Source organism: Micromonospora sp. NBC_01638 (assembly GCF_045209745.1).
GTDB lineage: Bacteria > Actinomycetota > Actinomycetes > Mycobacteriales > Micromonosporaceae > Micromonospora.
Genome location: NZ_CP109273.1, coordinates 3,473,084 through 3,489,950, shown reverse-complemented (window position 1 = coordinate 3,489,950; position 16,867 = coordinate 3,473,084). Strand labels below are relative to the sequence as shown.

General features: G+C 68.6%; 12 protein-coding genes. 5 read left to right on the top strand and 7 right to left on the bottom strand.

The genetic code is table 11. The features are described 5' to 3' along the window. Positions 1–354 precede the first annotated feature (354 nt). On the top strand, positions 355–2,403 hold the full coding sequence (locus OG811_RS16545) for a S8 family serine peptidase (protein WP_406066948.1): 2,049 nt from the start codon (positions 355–357) through the stop codon (positions 2,401–2,403). Between the two features lie 88 nt (positions 2,404–2,491). On the opposite strand, the gene OG811_RS16540 is transcribed toward OG811_RS16545, so the two are convergent. The 6 genes from OG811_RS16540 to OG811_RS16515 are packed head-to-tail and all read right to left on the bottom strand — an operon-like array spanning position 2,492 to position 9,442. Further along, a complete protein-coding gene (locus tag OG811_RS16540; protein ID WP_406066947.1) occupies positions 2,492–3,598 on the bottom strand; it encodes a glycosyltransferase family 4 protein in 1,107 nt (368 codons plus the stop codon). Between the two features lie 53 nt (positions 3,599–3,651). After that, on the bottom strand, positions 3,652–4,482 hold the full coding sequence (locus tag OG811_RS16535; protein ID WP_406066946.1) for a glycosyltransferase family 2 protein: 831 nt from the start codon (positions 4,480–4,482) through the stop codon (positions 3,652–3,654). Beyond that, positions 4,479–5,630 (bottom strand): glycosyltransferase family 4 protein, encoded by a 1,152-nt coding sequence (locus tag OG811_RS16530; protein ID WP_406066945.1) that lies wholly within the window; start codon positions 5,628–5,630, stop codon positions 4,479–4,481. The genes OG811_RS16535 and OG811_RS16530 overlap by 4 nt, the downstream gene beginning before the upstream one ends. Then, entirely contained in the window at positions 5,630–6,739 is a 1,110-nt protein-coding gene (locus OG811_RS16525) for a polysaccharide pyruvyl transferase family protein (RefSeq protein ID WP_406066944.1), read from the bottom strand. The genes OG811_RS16530 and OG811_RS16525 overlap by 1 nt, the downstream gene beginning before the upstream one ends. Beyond that, complete coding sequence (locus OG811_RS16520) at positions 6,736–8,175, bottom strand: lipopolysaccharide biosynthesis protein (protein WP_406066943.1); 1,440 nt, start codon at positions 8,173–8,175, stop codon at positions 6,736–6,738. Before OG811_RS16520 ends, OG811_RS16525 begins: the two co-directional genes overlap by 4 nt. Continuing rightward, entirely contained in the window at positions 8,162–9,442 is a 1,281-nt protein-coding gene (locus tag OG811_RS16515) for an O-antigen ligase family protein (protein ID WP_406066942.1), read from the bottom strand. Before OG811_RS16515 ends, OG811_RS16520 begins: the two co-directional genes overlap by 14 nt. A 778-nt stretch (positions 9,443–10,220) precedes the next feature. Between OG811_RS16515 and OG811_RS16510 the strand changes: the two genes are divergently transcribed. Then, positions 10,221–11,492: an acyltransferase family protein gene (locus tag OG811_RS16510; RefSeq protein ID WP_406066941.1), complete on the top strand. Its 1,272-nt coding sequence runs from the start codon at positions 10,221–10,223 to the stop codon at positions 11,490–11,492. 38 nt (positions 11,493–11,530) lie between these two features. On the opposite strand, the gene OG811_RS16505 is transcribed toward OG811_RS16510, so the two are convergent. Further along, a complete protein-coding gene (locus tag OG811_RS16505; protein ID WP_406066940.1) occupies positions 11,531–12,841 on the bottom strand; it encodes a hypothetical protein in 1,311 nt (436 codons plus the stop codon). A 130-nt stretch (positions 12,842–12,971) separates the two neighbouring features. Between OG811_RS16505 and OG811_RS16500 the strand changes: the two genes are divergently transcribed. Genes OG811_RS16500 through OG811_RS16490 form a run of 3 tightly spaced genes read left to right on the top strand, consistent with a single transcriptional unit; the run spans position 12,972 to position 16,694 of the window. Further along, a complete protein-coding gene (locus tag OG811_RS16500) occupies positions 12,972–13,823 on the top strand; it encodes a MurR/RpiR family transcriptional regulator (protein WP_406066939.1) in 852 nt (283 codons plus the stop codon). A gap of 16 nt (positions 13,824–13,839) precedes the next feature. After that, positions 13,840–15,495 (top strand): urocanate hydratase, encoded by a 1,656-nt coding sequence (gene hutU / locus OG811_RS16495; protein ID WP_406066938.1) that lies wholly within the window; start codon positions 13,840–13,842, stop codon positions 15,493–15,495. Next, positions 15,492–16,694 (top strand): allantoate amidohydrolase, encoded by a 1,203-nt coding sequence (locus OG811_RS16490; protein WP_406066937.1) that lies wholly within the window; start codon positions 15,492–15,494, stop codon positions 16,692–16,694. Before hutU ends, OG811_RS16490 begins: the two co-directional genes overlap by 4 nt. Positions 16,695–16,867 lie beyond the last annotated feature (173 nt).

The following is a 16,867-nucleotide window of genomic DNA, read 5'->3' as shown; positions in this document are numbered from 1 at the left end:
CAACCGAAGGGCATCCGCGCTGCCCCGGACTGGCCCGGATTGGACCTGGTCGAGGATGAAGCCCAGGGCTCAGGCAATCCTGCTGACCTCGAAAATAGGTCGGCGGTGGCAGCGGCACAGTGCCGCACATTCTCGGCCACGCATGGCGTTAATCACTCGTCCGCTGTTCGGCACACCGTGCATTGGTGCGAGCGTCGCCCGCTCGTCAGGACGGAGTCGTTGCGTTGACGTCGATCGGTCCGAACGGCTGAGCCATCGATGGCACCTATCGACGAAGATAGGCTGCGTCTTTGCCGAAAGGCGACGACCTTCAAGTGCGTCCATTCTGGACGCTGACCCCACGGGGAGTCTCACGTGTTCCAACTTCACCGAGCTGGTCGCTCGGTCACGGCCGGGTTCGCCCTCGCCGTAGTCGCGGCCGCCGCAACGATCTCCACCGGCGGTGCCGCGTATGCCGCTCCGTCGGACGGGAAGAAGCTTCCGAGGGCCCATTCGGTCGCCGACAAGGGCGCCATCAAGGACAGCTACATCGTGGTCCTGAAGGACACCAAGGCGAAGCCGGCCGAGGTCGACGCCAGCGCCAAGTCCCTCTCCACGCGGTACGGCGGCACCGTCTCCCACACGTACACGCGCTCGATCCGGGGCTACGCCGCCCGGATGAACGAGGCGCAGGCCAAGAAGCTGGCCACCAGCTCCGAGGTCGCGTACGTGGAGCAGAACCGCAAGGTGTCGAAGAGTGACACCCAGCTGAACACGCCGTCGTGGGGCCTGGACCGGCTGGACCAGATCTTCGCGCCGTTGAACAAGCGGTACATCTACCCGAACACGGCGAGCAACGTGCACGCGTACGTGATCGACACTGGCATCCGCATCACCCACCAGGAGTTCGGTGGGCGCGCCAGCTACGGCTACGACTTCGTCGACAACGACGCGATCGCGAGCGACTGTGACGGGCACGGCACGCACGTCGCCGGCACCATCGGCGGCACCAACTACGGCGTAGCCAAGGCCGTCAAGCTGGTTGCCGTGCGGGTGCTCGACTGCGAAGGCAGCGGGTCGTACGCCGGTGTCCTGTCCGGCATCGAGTGGGTGACCGCGAACGCGGTCAAGCCGGCGGTCGCCAACATGAGCCTCGGCGGCGACGCCAGCGCCGCGCTCGACGCCGCGGTGGAGGCCTCCATCGCCTCGGGCGTCACGTACGCCGTTGCCGCTGGCAACAGCGGCTACGACGCCTGCATGGAGTCGCCGGCCCGTGCGGCCTCCGCGATCACCGTGGGCGCGACGGACGAGGTCGACTTCCGCGCCTCCTTCTCCAACTACGGCCCCTGTGTGGACATCCACGCGCCGGGGCACCACATCCCGTCGTCGGTGGCCTCCAGCGACACGGCGATCGCCAAGTACAGCGGCACCTCGATGGCGAGCCCGCACGTTGCAGGCGCCGCCGCGCTCCTGCTGTCGGCGAACCCGGCCTGGGCGCCCACGCAGGTGCGTAATGTCATCGTCTACGGCGGCACCCGGCGGGTCGTGCGGAACACGGCCGCGTACAACACGAGCGACGTGATGCTACGCATCGGCACCACGGCCGTGCCACAGGTCACCGGCCTCCGCTCCCTGGCCAACGGCAAGAACGTCTCGGTGGGGTCGGGCGGCACCCAGCCGCTGACCGCCAATCAGCCTCCGGCGCAGATGGGCGACCTGGAGAAGTTCACCGTGGTGAGCGCCGGGACCGATTACATCGCCTTGGGGTCCTGGGCAAACGGCAAGTACGTCACCGCCACCTCAAGCGGCGCCGGCTCGTTGATCGCCAACAGCAGCACCATCACCGACGCCCAGCGGTTCCAGGTGGTCATGAACGGCGATGGCACGGTCACCCTGATCGCCAAGGTCAACGGCAAGTACGTCACCGCGCCGTCGGGCGGCACCCAGCCGCTGATCGCCAACGCCACCACGATCGGTGGAGCGGAGAAGTTCATCTGGGCCTCGCCGTCGGCGGTCGTCGTCCTGCGCGCGGCGGTCAACAACAAGTTCGTGACCACGGCGAGCGCCGGCAAGAGCGCCCTGATCGCCAACTCTACGACGATCACCGACTGGCAAAAGTTCGACATGCTCGACATGGGCGCCGACGCCGTCGCGCTGCGGGCCCACTCCAACCGGCTCTACGTCAGCGCACCATCGAACGGCACCCAGCCGCTGATCGCCAACGCCTCCGCGATCGGCACGGCGCAGTCGTTCTGGCTCTACCACTGGGACGACGGCAAGCTGGTGCTGCAGTCTCAGACCAACTACAAGCTGGTGCAGGCGCCGAACAGCGGCAACTCGTCGCTGATCGCGAACTTTGATCCGTTCTCAGCCGACCCGGGCCCCTCGACGATGTTCAGCTACGAGGTCCTGACCGTCGGCTAGCACCAGCGGCTGAGGGTCGCGTCCTGACGCGACACAAGCAAAGGGCCGCCGAGACACGTGCGATACGTGTCTCGGCGGCCCACCTGCGTCAGGAGGCGTCTGCCTCTGATCGGGAGGAGAGCGAGGCGTAGGCCGCCTGCAGCTGCCGACGAACCGCCGCCGAGCTGTGGTGCGCCACGACCCACTCACGTCCGTTGATGGCGATGCGCTCGGCCGTCTCCGGCGAGGACAACAGCGCGCTGACCGCCGCGATCCAGCCAGCCTTGTCGTCGGCAACGCTGACGTGAACGCCGTCCTGCACACCGGCACGGTCGGCCACCATGCTGGTCGTCACGCTCGGCACGCCAGCGGACATGGCCTGGATGAGCTTCAGCTGAACGCCGGTGCCCCGGAAGATCGGCGCGATGGCGACAGCCGCATCCGCGTAGTGGGGCTCGACCGCGGGCGCGTTGGCGTGCAGCTCGATGCCGTTGCCGACCAGCGCCTGAACCGCCTTCGGCGGATCCGTGCCGACAATCCTGAGCCGGGCGTCCGGGACCGCGTCCCGAATACCCTGCCAGCACTCGCGCACGAACCACATGAGGCCGTTGACGTTCGCCTCGTAACTGAGCCGACCGACGAACAGGACCGTCGGCGTGATTCGGCCTTCCTGCCGCTGCACCGAGAAGTCGCAGGGGCTCCGGACGAGGAAGGTGTTGGGCCGCTCCTGGCCGGGCAGGGACGGAGCGGACAGCATCAGGGGAACACCCATGCTGACCAACTTGTCTTCCCGGGCCCGCATCCGGCCCGCCTCCACCCGGCCCAACGCCTTCCATCCGAGGTTGGACCCGTGGGAGGCCAGTTGCTCGTAGTACTCGCTGCGGAACTCGTCCAGGTCGACGATGACCGGCGTTCGACCACAGGCCTCGACCAGGTGGACGGTACGGAAGACGTTGAGGTGCACCACGTCCGGCTGGAAGTCGTCCAGCTCCCGCCGTAGAGCGTCGGTGAGCGCCTTCGGGCTCGCATAGCCCGTCTGCAACGAGACTCCGGTGGAGAGTGCTCGCGCGGAGCGCAGCATGGAACCGACGAACGGGTTGGCGACGAGGGTCCGGTCCTTGACCGGCAACTGCTCCGCCAGCCGCGCCTCTTCGTCGCCGTGCGTCAGTGCCAGGAAGCGGACGTCGTGCTCGGCGGCGAGCATCTCCAGGATCACCAGGCTACGCGGGCGAACCGATGCCGGGATCCAGGGCGCTACAAACAAAATCTTCAAATCGGCAGTCTCCTTAGAGCGGACGCGAGGAGTCGCTGACCCCGCGTGCCATGCTTCGCGAAATAGACATCCATGCCGTCCCGGTACAGGTTGTTCTTGCCGACCGCAGCGGTGCTGGTGCTCTCCTTGTGTTCGGCGACACTCATTCCGACCGACGCGACGCCCCATCCACCGGCCGAGAGCCGCGTGCAGAGGTCGACGTCCTCGAAGTAGAGGAAGAAGCCGGGGTCGAATCCACCGATGGACCGGAAGGCATCTCCGCGTACGAGCATGCAGAAGCCGGACACCCAGGCAGCCTCGCGCACCTCGGCGGCCGGCTTGACATCGAGATACTCAAGCATCTTGAACCTCTTGCGCAGCGGTGCTGCACGGGCCAGATACTGCTTCAGGCCCTTCGGCACGAGGTGGTCGACTTTCAGCGCCGCCAGCCATTCCTTCGCCATGCTCGGCGCCGGCCCCGCCGAGATCCCGAAGCGCCCGTCGGGGTAACGCATGAGCGGCGCGACCACCCCCAGCTTCGGGTCATCGTGCAGAGTCTCCATGAGGGGCGCGAAGGACTCGGCGGTGATGTGGCAGTCGGGGTTCAGGAGGAAGTAGGCGTCAGCATCGGGGATGGTCTCCGCTGCGACGTTGATGGCCTTGCCGAAGCCGACGTTCGGCAGCGAGATGACCTGGTACCCGAAAGACTTCGCGACTTCGACGCTGTCGTCTGTGGAGGAGTTGTCCACAACCACGACATGGTCCACAGGCAGGGCCGCCAGGCAGCCCAGACTCAGGGGAAGCTCCCGGGCCGAGTTGTAGGAGACGATGATGGCTGCGATTTTCACTGTCGACCCGCAATCCCGTAGGCGTCGAGGTACGAGCGGACCGTGTCGTCCCAACGGAACGTCCGCTCGATATGTGCGCGGGCACGCCGACCACGCTGCGCGGCGTCCTCCGGTGATTCGACTGCGCCCCGGACGGCTGCCGCGATCTCGTCGGCCGTCGACGCGATGAACACCATCGAGGCGTCTCCGCGAACTGACTCCGCCGGCCCTTTCGAGGTGATGACGGGGCAGCCGAGGGCCATGGCGTGTGCCACCTTCATCAGCACACCGCCGCCCACGATCGACGGCACGACGACGGCGTGGGCGTCGAGCATCTCCGACTGGAAGTCGGGCACCGCGCCGGTCACCACCACTCGGCTGTCGCTCTCGCCGAGACCGATCACGTCAGCGGTGGGTTCGGCCCCGACGATTCTGAGTTCGGCTTCCGGCAGGCTCTGCCACACCATCGGCATCACCTCGCGCGCGAGAAACTCGGCGACGAGCACGTTCGCACGCCGCCACATCGCCCCGGCGAACACCAGTCGCGGTCGGCTGGTCGCGGGCGGCGGCGACCAGGACCGGTCCCCGACGTGGATTCCCGGCCGGGCGAGCACGGTGTTCGCGTTGTACGTCGCGGCTACCGCGAAGTCGGCGTCCGACAGGGTGATGACGGCCGCCGCCTGCCGGATCGCCGCACGCTCGAACCGTCGCGTTCGCAGCAGCTCGGCGAGACGGTACGGCCGTTCCAGGCCGGATGACGCCCGGTACGACTCCAACATGACCTTCTCGGTGATGTCGTGCAGGCCCAGCACCGACGCCCGGCTGAGCCCGACGACCTCGGCGGACTGCAGATACTCCGCGTGCACGACATCAGGCCGAATCCGGCGGATCAGCTCGGCAGCCTCCTGTGTGGCCTCCCGTGGCCACGCCTGGCGCAGCCACGCCGGTTCGACCCGGAGACGGTCCAGGTGGCTCGGACGAGCGACGACCCCGGAGGGCAACAACGTGTACTTCAGATCGTCCCGCTCGGGTACGGCAGTGTTCTCCGGCGAGTACACGAAGAGGTCGACCTGTTCAGCCAACCGCGGTGTGAGCTGCACGATCGTGTCGGCTGCGGCATGGTTGTGGTGGCCGTTGGGCGCGAATGGGGTGAGCAGCAGGACGCGCATCAGTCCAGCCGCTTCAGGAGCGTCGTGACGAACCCTTGCGCGACCTGTCCCTGGGCTGCGACCCGCCCGGCGGCCTCCCGGAACTGCTCGGTCGACGCGGCAGCTGCGGTCGCCTTCCGGTAGAGCGTTTCGGCATCGACATCCGGCGGCACCACGTACTCGCTGAGCCCCAGATCGACGAAGGCGTCCTGGACCTTCCGCTCGTACGCGATGGCCACCGTGGGAACGCCGATCGCCACAGCCAGGAGGGCGGCGTGCAGGCGGGTGCCGAGGACGAGCTGATTCGTCGCGAGCGCCTGCAACCAGGTCCGGAGCGCCCCGGCGAGAGGCTGGCTGCCGTCCAGCGGGGTCGAGTCCAGGTCCAGCAGGTCACGGAAGGCGCGTTCGTAGATGACGCGGTCGTCCTCGCCGTGTGCTCCTCGGCCGAAGGCCATCGGAAGGAAGGTGCCCGACCAGCCCTCTTGCCGCAGCCGGGCGGCACACCCGGAGGTCGCCTCGACCAGTGGGCCCTCGAGTTCGGGCGCGAGCGGCCGCATGGACAGCGCGAAGCGACGGCCTGGGTCGACCCGCTCCAGATCGGGCAACGGCAGGGTGTACGCCATGTCGCCGATGACCTCTGCACCGGAGCCGAAGTGCGACGCGGTTCGCTCATCGCGCACACCGACTCCGATGCACGAGGCGCCGATGAGACGGAGCAACTGACGACCGAGCGGCGTTCCTCCCTCCCGAACACCGACGCCAACTGTGGCAACGGGCGTCCCGGCGAGCTTGGCCATCGCAATGATCCGGGCGAACATCGGCAGCGTGCCGGGCCAGGACAGGTTGGGGGAACGCTCCTGGAAGACCGTTCCAGGGCCGAGGAGCAGCAGGTCGCACGACTTGATCGCGCGTTGTACCGCAACCTGACGCTCCGAGGCACCACGAGCCCGCAGCACGGGCATGTGCTCCGTCTGCACGCCGTGGAGTTCGGCGACTCTGTCGGGGTTGGGCGAGAAGACCACGAACGACGCGTTCTCCTTGACCGCGCGGACGCAGGTGATGAGCGAGTGGAGAAGAATCTCGTCTCCGAGATTGTCCGATCCGAACCACCCGACTATTCCGACCCTCACATGTCCTCCGTCGTCGCGGCCTGCAGCTGAGCTGCGGCCCTCCGTTGAGCCAACAATCTGGCGATGGCCAGAACAAGAATTACGCCCCCCAGGATGAAGGACGCTGGATTGGGTTCCAGTACGGCGAGCAGTCCGGCGAGTGCCCCGACCGCCGCCGCCACGATTCCGAACGACATCACGACAGGCCGCACCAGTTCCTTTATCCGCAGGAACCAGAGCAGCGACCCCGCCACGATCAGCTCGTTCAGCACCATCGCCGTTGCGGCGCCAAAGGCCCCGTACCTGCCGTCGAGTGCGACATTCAGTCCGACGCTGCCGCAGATGCTCAGCACAAGCACCACCAGCCGGCTGGAGGCGCGGCCCTGGGAAAGCAGAATGGCAGACAGGCCGAAGTTGCCGAATCGCAGCGCGAGGAAGAAGGTGAGCACCATTGCCAGAGTCGGAATGTTGCCCGCCTGGTCACCGAACAACACCGCAGTCCCGATCGGGATTCCGATGAACATGACGCCGGCGGCGCCCATACCCGCAAGCCCGAAGAACCTGAAGATCGTGAGCGGGTCGTTCGACTGGGCGGTCCCGGACGACCGGCGTGGCGCGGCGTAGGCGAGCGCGCCGACGCCCATGGACGCCGCGACCTGGACCACAGGTCCGACGATCGCCGCTGCCGAAACGTATTCTCCGACCTCTGCGGCGGCGACGAAGAACGCGAGCACGAAGACGTCGCCGCGGAAGTAGAAGAGGCCGAAGAGATCGGCGGCGAAATACGGCAGGGCCTGCCTGATGTGGTGGACCGACCGGATGCCTCGTGACTCGCGAAGCGCAGGCAGGATGCGCACGATGAGAAACGCGGCAGCTGACCGGAGGACGGCCGCAATCGACATGTAGACGGCAGCGTCTCGGAGGGTGAGCCCGTCCATGAGCCACACGTCGGCCGCACACGCGCCGACCAGCAGGAGGCCGGTGGACACATTCGTGAGCGGTTCGGCCCAGGCCGAGGGCGTGCCTCGGATGAGGACCCACGCCGTCTCGTTCCACTGTTCGAGGAGGCTGGCTACGAAGATCAGGAAGAAGGCGAACTGCGCTTCCCGGGGAAGGACCACGCCGATCAGCGGGTAGGCGACGGCGGCGGCCACCATCAACGCGACGAAGCGCCCGCAATGGATCCGCGCGACCACGGGCGGCGACACCGTCCCCGCGGCGGCCTCCCTGGTCAGGTAGGTCGGCAGGCCGAGGGAGAGCGCGGCGGCGGTGAAGGACGCGATGAGCGTGGCGAGTCCGTAGAAGCCGACGGCTTCGGTACCGGCGCCTCTGGTCAGCAACGCCATGACCACCAGGGTGGTCGACCGTGTGGCCAGGGTGGAGATTCCCAGCAGGCCCGACACGATCGTCAGGGACGGGCGCCGCCGCTCCGGCGTCTTGACCTCAGTCGCGACCATAACCACTCGCGACCTTCGCAGCTCGCGCCCGGGCATAGAAGTAGCCGGCCACCAGCGCCAACATCAGAAAATATGGTCCCTGCATGAGTCCCCAGCCCGTCATGCCGATGAGGACAAGGCCCGGCAGCGCACTGACCAGAACCCTGGGTGCCAGTTCTGAGGTCCGCACCCGAAACACGGAGTGGATGGCCGTCGTCGCGGTCAGCACGAACGGCAGCCAGAGAAGCAGTGCGCCCACGATGCCCACCTCCGCGGCGCTCAGCAACAGCACGTTGTGGACGGGCACGCCACTGGCGGTGAGTCGATCGGTGGCGCCGGCGATGGCAACGTAGCTGTTGGGCCCCACCCCTGCCCACGGATGGGCCTGGATCACCTCCCAGGCGACCCGGAGCAGGTGTTGACGGTCGCCGCCCGCGGGGTCCGCCGTGAACCGCTCGATCAGCCACGGCACCGACACCACGCCGAGTACGCCGGTGATCCCGACGACCACGAAATATCTCTTCTGCCAACGCCCGGTCACGAACTCGAGCACCACCAGGATGAGGATCATGGAGACCACGGCCGCGAGGACCGAGCGACTCTGGGTGAGAGAGAGGCCGAGGAAGACGACACCGAGCGTCGTCCAGGCCACCCACCGTTGCCGCACCGTCTTCTGCGGCAGGGTCAACGCGCACATGCCGCAGAAGAACAGCAGCTTCGCCAGTTCGCCCGGATGGCTGGTCAGGCCCGTGGCGCGGCCAAGCACGTCCAGCGACTGTTGGCCGGCGATGCGTCGCAGCGGAAGACCGATCACCGCCATCGTGATCGCGAAGAGCTGCAACCACGCCACGGCCGCGAAGGCCCAGAGCAGGACCGAGTTCCTGCGGTCCGCACGTTCGGCCGTGACACCGATGGCGAACACGATCGCCGCCAGGCAGAAGTGCAGCAGGCCGCTCGCGGTACGCAGGGACGAGTCCCACGAGAGCACGGCAAACAGGATCATCCAGCCGAGAAACGGCACCCACGGGAAGAAGGCGCGCAGGAGTTGACGACGCGTCTGCATCCCAATCACCACCACGGCGGCCGCGATCGCGATCGTGTAGGTGTACAGCGTCGGCGTGCCCGTCGCCACGCCGCTGTAGATCACCACCTCGGAGGGGGCGAGGGCGATTGGCGCAAGACCGAGCGCCGCCACGAGCAGTGCCAACGCGGCGACGATACGTTGATCCGGATCAGATCGCAGGCTCTCGACGAGCGCCCGGCCGGCCGAGGTCAGTTGCGTGACCACGCTCGGGGCTCGATGACGGCCCAACGAACGAGGTCGGGACGTCGTGTCGCCGAGACTCGCAACCGGGTCGACGGTTGCCTGGACCGGCACCTGATTGCCGCTGAGCCGTGTTGTCAGGGCATGGCCTGAATCACCCTGGGGATGACCACCGCCTGTGCCGGGGAACATGGCATCTCCGAGTCAGCGTTGGTCGGCCAGTCGCGGCCAGGGCTGCGCTGGTCGTGCGGGGGTTTAGCTCACGCCTTGAGGCCAGGTCAGTGAGGTCGGACTTCAGAACCGTTGACAATCGGCTCGGCCGAAGCTGTGCTTCGCGGGCTTATCATAGAGGGGCGTGTGAGCGACGAACCAGCGGTCCAGGGCCTGTGCGCGACACGACTTTCCTACACGCCGGGCTGCACCACACGTGACACAGAGTCAGCGTTGTGTAGTCACCCACGCGGTCCGTGCATACCGGGACGAATTTGGTCGACGAGGACCGAGGCGATCTACAACCGGCGTGAATAGAACGCGGTGGTTGCGCCGCTCGAGCTCCCCTTATTTGCGATTTGCGGCATATATTGCCAACACTCTTGCGTTGGGCACGGGAGCACATATGCATCGAGGTTCTCGGTAAGCTGAGTGGCGGTCTTCTTCCTCTGGCGACCGCAGGGTCAGACCCGCCTCTATCGCCAGCGGCAGACGTGGCATCCACAGTGTCCTGCAGTGCGTCCCGTGCCGGGTCGCTGAGGCCGGTACGTATCCTACGTTCCCCGATCACCTCTCTCGCCAGGGCGTTGACATGAACCTCACCCACGCGGACCGCTCGACGCTCAAGGACCAGACCGTCGAGTTCCCGGTCCAAGCGGTGCTCGATCGGCCGACCGCGCCGGCCACTTCGCGCGCGCCGCGCCTCTACGTGCTGGACCTTCTGCGGTTCTTCGCCGCGATGGCCGTGGTCGCATACCACCTGCTGTTCGCCGACGCCAGGGAGTCCTGGGGGGCCAACACTGCAGATCTATTCGGCGCTTCACTGCGGCAGGCCGCCAGTTACGGGTGGCTGGGGGTCGAGCTCTTCTTCATGATCAGCGGCTTCGTGATCTGCATGAGTTCGTGGGGCCGGTCCCTGAGTGACTTCTTCACCTCGCGCATCACCCGGCTGATGCCGGCGTATCTGTTCGCGGTCGTCCTGACCGCGTCAGTCCTCATGCTGTGGCCGCAACCAGGGGAGAAGGCGCCCGACCTGCGGCAGATCATCGGCAACCTCACCATGGCACAGAACCTGCTGCAGTTGAACAACCTCGACGAGCCGTACTGGACGCTGCTGATCGAGCTGAAGTTCTATCTGCTGTTCCTGATCGTGGTCGCCTTCGGCGTCACGTACCGCCGGGTCCTCATGTTCTGCATGATCTGGACGACGCTCGCGCTCTTCGCGCACAGCTCCGACTTCAAGCTTCTGACGTTGGTGATCGAGCCACGGTTCACGTCGTACTTCGTCGCGGGCATGGCGCTTTACCTCATCCACCGGTTCGGGCAAAGTCTCCTGCTCTGGTGCATTGTCGGTTTCTCCTTCGCGATCAACGCCGTCATGCTGGATTCACGGGTCGCCCCGCTCGTGAAATCCGGTCTGCCGATGTCGTGGAAGGTGTCACTGATCCTGGTAGCCTTCTTCTATCTCCTGATGATCGGTATCGCGCTCGGCTGGTTCGCAAGGATCCAATGGCGAGGGCTGGTGACCATCGGCGCTCTCACCTATCCGCTCTATTTGATCCACTCGGCCAACGGGCGCACCGTCATCCGCCATCTGCGCGACGACGTACCCCCGTGGCTGCTTCTGGGCGGCGTCGTCGGCGGGGCAGTGCTGCTGGCCTACGTCGTACACCGGTTCGTGGAACGTCCGCTGAGCCGAGCGCTGCGAAACGGCCTGAAGAGCAGTTTCCAGAAGGTTCGTGCCGCCTCAGAATCCAGGGACCCGGTCGATGCGGTCCCACCCGAGGGCGACCAGCTCGTCCGCCGGCAGCCTGACCCACTTCCATGGCCGGCTACTCACCGCGACCCGCCGTCGGATCGTTAGCAGACGTCACCTCTCGGTCCGGCCTGTATGCAGATTTCTCAGAAGCGCGCGTTGTCACGAACGGAGTTGACCACACGCCGAACGGTGTCCATATATGCCGTCGGCGCGGTCATCCGTAGTACGAGTTGGCGATCGACCGCACCGTCCGGGTCTGAACGCCAGAATGCGACCACAACAACGCCGTACCGCTCGGCGCCGTTCAGTTTCACGGTCTCGGCCAGGACAACGTACGGCCCACCGCTGCGCCACTGCAGCCCCCACGCCTCCTCCGCCTTACGCAGGGCGACGCGCCGCTCCTCGTTGCATTCACGACAATCACGGACGATCAGCTCGCCGCCGATCTCTGAGTTTTCCCCGATCGAGGTGCCGCAGTTGTACTTGACCTGCCCTTCGGCGCTGCCGCCGGGCGCGCACTGCCAGTCAGCTGGCACCGCGAACTCAAAGCCCACACCATCGGGACTGAGTACTCGTACCGCCTCGCCGCTACTGAAGACCGGCCACTTGGGCCAGTCCCCCGGTCGTGGCGGCTCCAGACCCGGCTGCTGTGGTGGGGCGGTCGGCAACGAGCCCGACGCGTCAGACTCGACCACGCCGGTGGGTGTGGGGCTCGCCGTAGGGTCGGCCTTCCCCCCGAAGCTGGTCAGCGCGAAGGCACCGGCACCGCCGACGAGGACCAGCACCAGGGCGGCGATCCCGATCCAGAGCCCGGTGCGACGCGGGCGGGGCTCGGAGGGCCGGATCCGTTGGGCTGGCGAGCTGAACGGGTCGTGCGGCGGGACGCCGACCGGTGGGACGAACGTGCCGGCGCTCGGCCCGCTCACCGGGGAGATGTGCGCGGCCGGCGGTGACGAGGTCACCGCGGCCGGAGAGGCGGGTACGCCGGAGATGGGGTGCGGGGCCGCGGACACCAGCTGACCGGGGATCGGGCCGGTCTGCACCGCCCATGGGGCCTGCGGTCCGCCGGAGACGGGCTGCGGCGGGGCCGACACGGGCGGGGCGGACACCGAGGGCGGGGCGGACGTCGGTGGGGCCGCCATCGGGGCGGGGGTGTAGTCGACGCCGAGGGCCCGGAACAGCTTTTCGGCACCGGGGCCCGCCTCGGCCGGGTAGGCCACCCAGGGCGCGGCGGCGGAAAAATCGGCGTACGTGTAGGGCACCGGGTCGGGCGACTGGGCCAGCAGGTCGGCGGCCCCGGCGAATGCCTCACGCCAGCCGGGTGTGGCGGCCACGGTGGCCTCGAGCACCGCAACGGTGACGAACCGGCCCTGCTCGTCAATCGCGGCCCATGCCTTCCCCACCGGAGACCCGCCGAGCGCGTGGGTGAACCTGTAGGGGCCTTCCGGCTGCATGCGCACTCCTCCGTTGAACCGCCGTGCGGATAGTACCGATCGTCAGCCAACCCGGCCTGCCCCGGCCGGGGCGACCAATGGCGGGTGGTGCGGCTTGCTTCGTGAAAGTTCTCATGCATAGAGTCGGCTCATGAATGAAGGAGCTGTCGCCGCACCCGCTGACCGGGTGCTCGACCTGTTCCAAGGGGTGCGGCTCACCCCCACCCAACGCCGGATCGCACACTGCCTCGTGCAGCACGCGCCCGCCGTGGCATACCTGTCCGCCGCCGAGGTCGCCGATTTGGCCGGGGTCAGCCAGCCGTCCGTCACACGGTTCGCCGTCGCGCTCGGCCACGACGGCTACCCGGCACTGCGTCGCCAGCTGCGCGACCTCACCACCGCCACGCCCGGCGGGTCGGGGGACGCCGGCAACGAGCTCCAGCAGGCGGTACGCGCGGAAATGGGCAACCTGGAACGCCTGGCCGCTCAGCTCGCCGACACCGACCGGATCGCCGAAACCGGGCGGCTGCTCGCCGAGAGCCGACCGTTGCCGGTGCTCGGTCTGCGCGCCGCCGCGCCCCTGGCCGCCTACTTCGCCTACTTCGCGGCCAAGGTGCACCCGGACGTGCGGGTGCTCGACGACGGCGGCAGCCTGCTCACCGACCGCCTGGAACAGGCGGCCGAGGCCGGGGCGTCCGCCGTGCTCGCCTTCGTGCTGCCCCGCTACCCCCGGGAGACCCTGGACGCGCTGCGCGACGCTCGCGCCGCCGGGCTGACCGTGGTGGCGATCACCGACTCGCCGGTCAGCCCGGCCACCGAGCACGCCGACGTGGTGCTCCCCGCCGCGGTCGGCGCGCGGCTCGTCTTCGACCTGCACACCGCCCCGATGACCCTGGCCATGGTGCTGTTGCAGGCGATCTGCGACGCCGCGCCGGCCGACACCCAGCGCCGACTGGAGGCTTTCGAAGCCTCCGCGGCCCGCCGACAGTTGTTCCTCGGTTGACCGGAGGAGACCAGAGATGACCCAGCCCGTCCGTGCCGCACGGGGTAGCAAGCTGACCGCCCGTGGGTGGCCGCAGGAGGCCGCCCTGCGGATGTTGATGAACAACCTCGACCCCGAGGTGGCCGAGCGCCCCGACGACCTGGTGGTCTACGGCGGCACCGGCAAGGCGGCGCGGGACTGGCCGTCGTACCACGCGTTGGTCCGCACGCTGACCGACCTGCGCGAGGACGAGACGATGCTGGTGCAGTCGGGCCGCCCGGTCGGCGTCCTGCGTACCCACGAGTGGGCACCCCGGGTGCTGCTGGCCAACTCCAACCTGGTCGGCGACTGGGCGACCTGGCCGGAGTTCCGCCGGTTGGAGCAGCTCGGCCTGACCATGTACGGGCAGATGACCGCCGGTTCGTGGATCTACATCGGCACCCAGGGCATCCTCCAGGGCACCTACGAGACGTTCGCGGCGGTGGCCGCCAAAAGGTTCGGAAGCACGCTCGCGGGCACGCTGACGCTGACCGCCGGTTGCGGCGGGATGGGCGGCGCGCAGCCTCTCGCGGTCACCATGAACGGCGGCGTCTGCCTGATCGTCGACGTGGACCGCACCCGACTCGACCGTCGGGTGCACGACCGCTACCTGGACGAGGTCGCCGACTCGCTGGACGACGCGGTCGAGCGGGTCCTCGCGGCGAAGCGGGACCGCCGGGCGCTGAGCGTCGGCGTGGTCGGCAACGCCGCCGAGGTCTTCCCGGAACTGCTCCGCCGTGGCGTCGAGATCGACATCGTGACCGACCAGACCAGCGCGCACGACCCACTGGCGTACCTGCCAATGGGAGTGGAGCTGACCGAGGCACGTGACTACGCCGCCGCAAAGCCGGCCGAGTTCACCGACCGGGCCCGGGCGTCGATGGCGAAGCACGTCGAAGCGATGGTCGGCTTCCTCGACGCCGGCGCCGAGGTGTTCGACTACGGAAACTCGATCCGGGGCGAGGCGCAGCTCGGCGGCTACCAGCGCGCCTTCGACTTCCCCGGCTTCGTGCCCGCGTACATCCGGCCGTTGTTCTCCGAGGGCAAGGGCCCGTTCCGGTGGGCGGCGCTCTCCGGCGACCCGGCCGACATCGCGGCCACCGACCGGGCCATCCTTGAGCTGTTCCCGGAGAACGAGTCCCTGGCCCGGTGGATCAGGCTGGCCGGCGAGCGGGTCGCCTTCCAGGGCCTGCCGGCCCGGATCTGCTGGCTCGGCTACGGCGAGCGGGACAAGGCGGGCGTGCGGTTCAACGAGATGGTCGCCTCCGGCGAACTCTCCGCCCCGGTGGTCATCGGTCGGGACCACCTGGACGCCGGCAGCGTCGCCAGCCCATACCGGGAGACCGAGGCGATGGCCGACGGCTCCGACGCGATCGCTGACTGGCCGCTGCTCAACGCCCTGGTCAACACGGCCAGCGGCGCGTCCTGGGTGTCCATCCACCACGGCGGCGGCGTGGGCATCGGCCGGTCGATCCACGCCGGGCAGGTCTGCGTGGCCGACGGCACCGCCCTGGCCGGTCAGAAGATCGAGCGGGTGCTCACCAACGACCCGGCGATGGGCGTCATCCGGCACGTCGATGCCGGCTACGACATCGCCCGCGAGGTCGCCGACCGCACCGGCGTCCGGGTCCCGATGACCGAGGGAGCCGCGTGAGCGACGACCTTCCCGCCCGGTTCCGGGCACTCTGGGACGAGATCGCGCCGGTCGGGCGGGACGCCGACAGCGGCGGCTACCTGCGGTACGCGTTGACCGGGCCGGAGCTGGAGCTGCGGACCTGGTTCCGCACGCAGGCCGAGCAGCGCGCCATGCCGGTCACCGAGGACGGCAACGGCAACCTCTTCGCCCACTGGGGTGACCCGGAAGCCGCCGACGCGGTGCTCACCGGCAGCCACTTCGACTCGGTGCCGCACGGCGGGGCGTACGACGGGCCGCTCGGCATCGTCAGCGCGTTCCTCGCCGTGGACGAGCTGCGCGCCGCCGGCATCACCCCGGACCGGCCGTTGGTGCTGGGCGCGTTCGTCGAGGAGGAGGGGGCGCGCTTCGGCGTACCGTGCCTGGGGTCGCGGCTGCTCACCGGGGCGCTGCCGCCCGAGGGCGCGGCCGGCCTGCGCGACGCGGCCGGGGTGAGCTTCGCCGAGGCGCTCGGCGAGCGGCCGGCGGGCGCCCGCCCGGAGCTGCTGGGCCGGTTCGGCGCCTTCGTGGAGTTGCACGTCGAGCAGGGTCGCGCGCTCGTCGAGACGGACGCGCCGGTCGCGGTGGCCAGCGCGATCTGGCCGCACGGCCGGTGGCGCTTCGATGTCGTCGGCGAGGGCAACCACGCGGGTACCACCCGGATGGCCGACCGCCGCGACCCGATGCTCACGTACGCGTTCACGGTGCTGGCGGCCAACAAGGAGGCCCGGCTGCGTGGCGCGCACGCCACCGTGGGCCGCGTCGCCGTCGAACCCAACGCCACCAACGCGATCCCGTCGAAGGTGACCGGCTGGCTGGACGCCCGGGCCGCCGACCCGCAGACCCTGGCCGGGCTGGTCGACGCGGTGCGGAGCAAGCTCGCCGAGCGGGCCCGCCGTGACGGTACGACGGTGACGGTCACCGAGGAGTCGGTGACCCCGCTGGTCGCCTTCGACGGCGGGCTGGCCGAACGGCTGGCCACGCTGCTCGATGCGCCGGTGCTACCGACCGGTGCGGGGCACGACGCCGGGGTGCTCGCCGCGCACCTGCCCACCGCGATGCTGTTCGTGCGCAACCCGACCGGGGTGTCGCACTCCCCCGCCGAGACCGCGACCGACGACGACTGCGCCGCCGGGGTACGGGCGCTGGCCCGAGTGCTGGAGGAGCTGACATGTCGGTGAACGCTGACCTGCGGCGTCCGGGTGTGCGGGGCACCAGGAGCGGGGGTGGTCGGTATCTCCTGCCGTCCTTTGGAGCTGATGTCGCAAACGAATCAGCCGGAACGTCGCAGCCGCCCATACCGCCCCGACCGCTGGTACCGCCGCGGTCGCTGGTACCGCCGCGGTCGCTGATA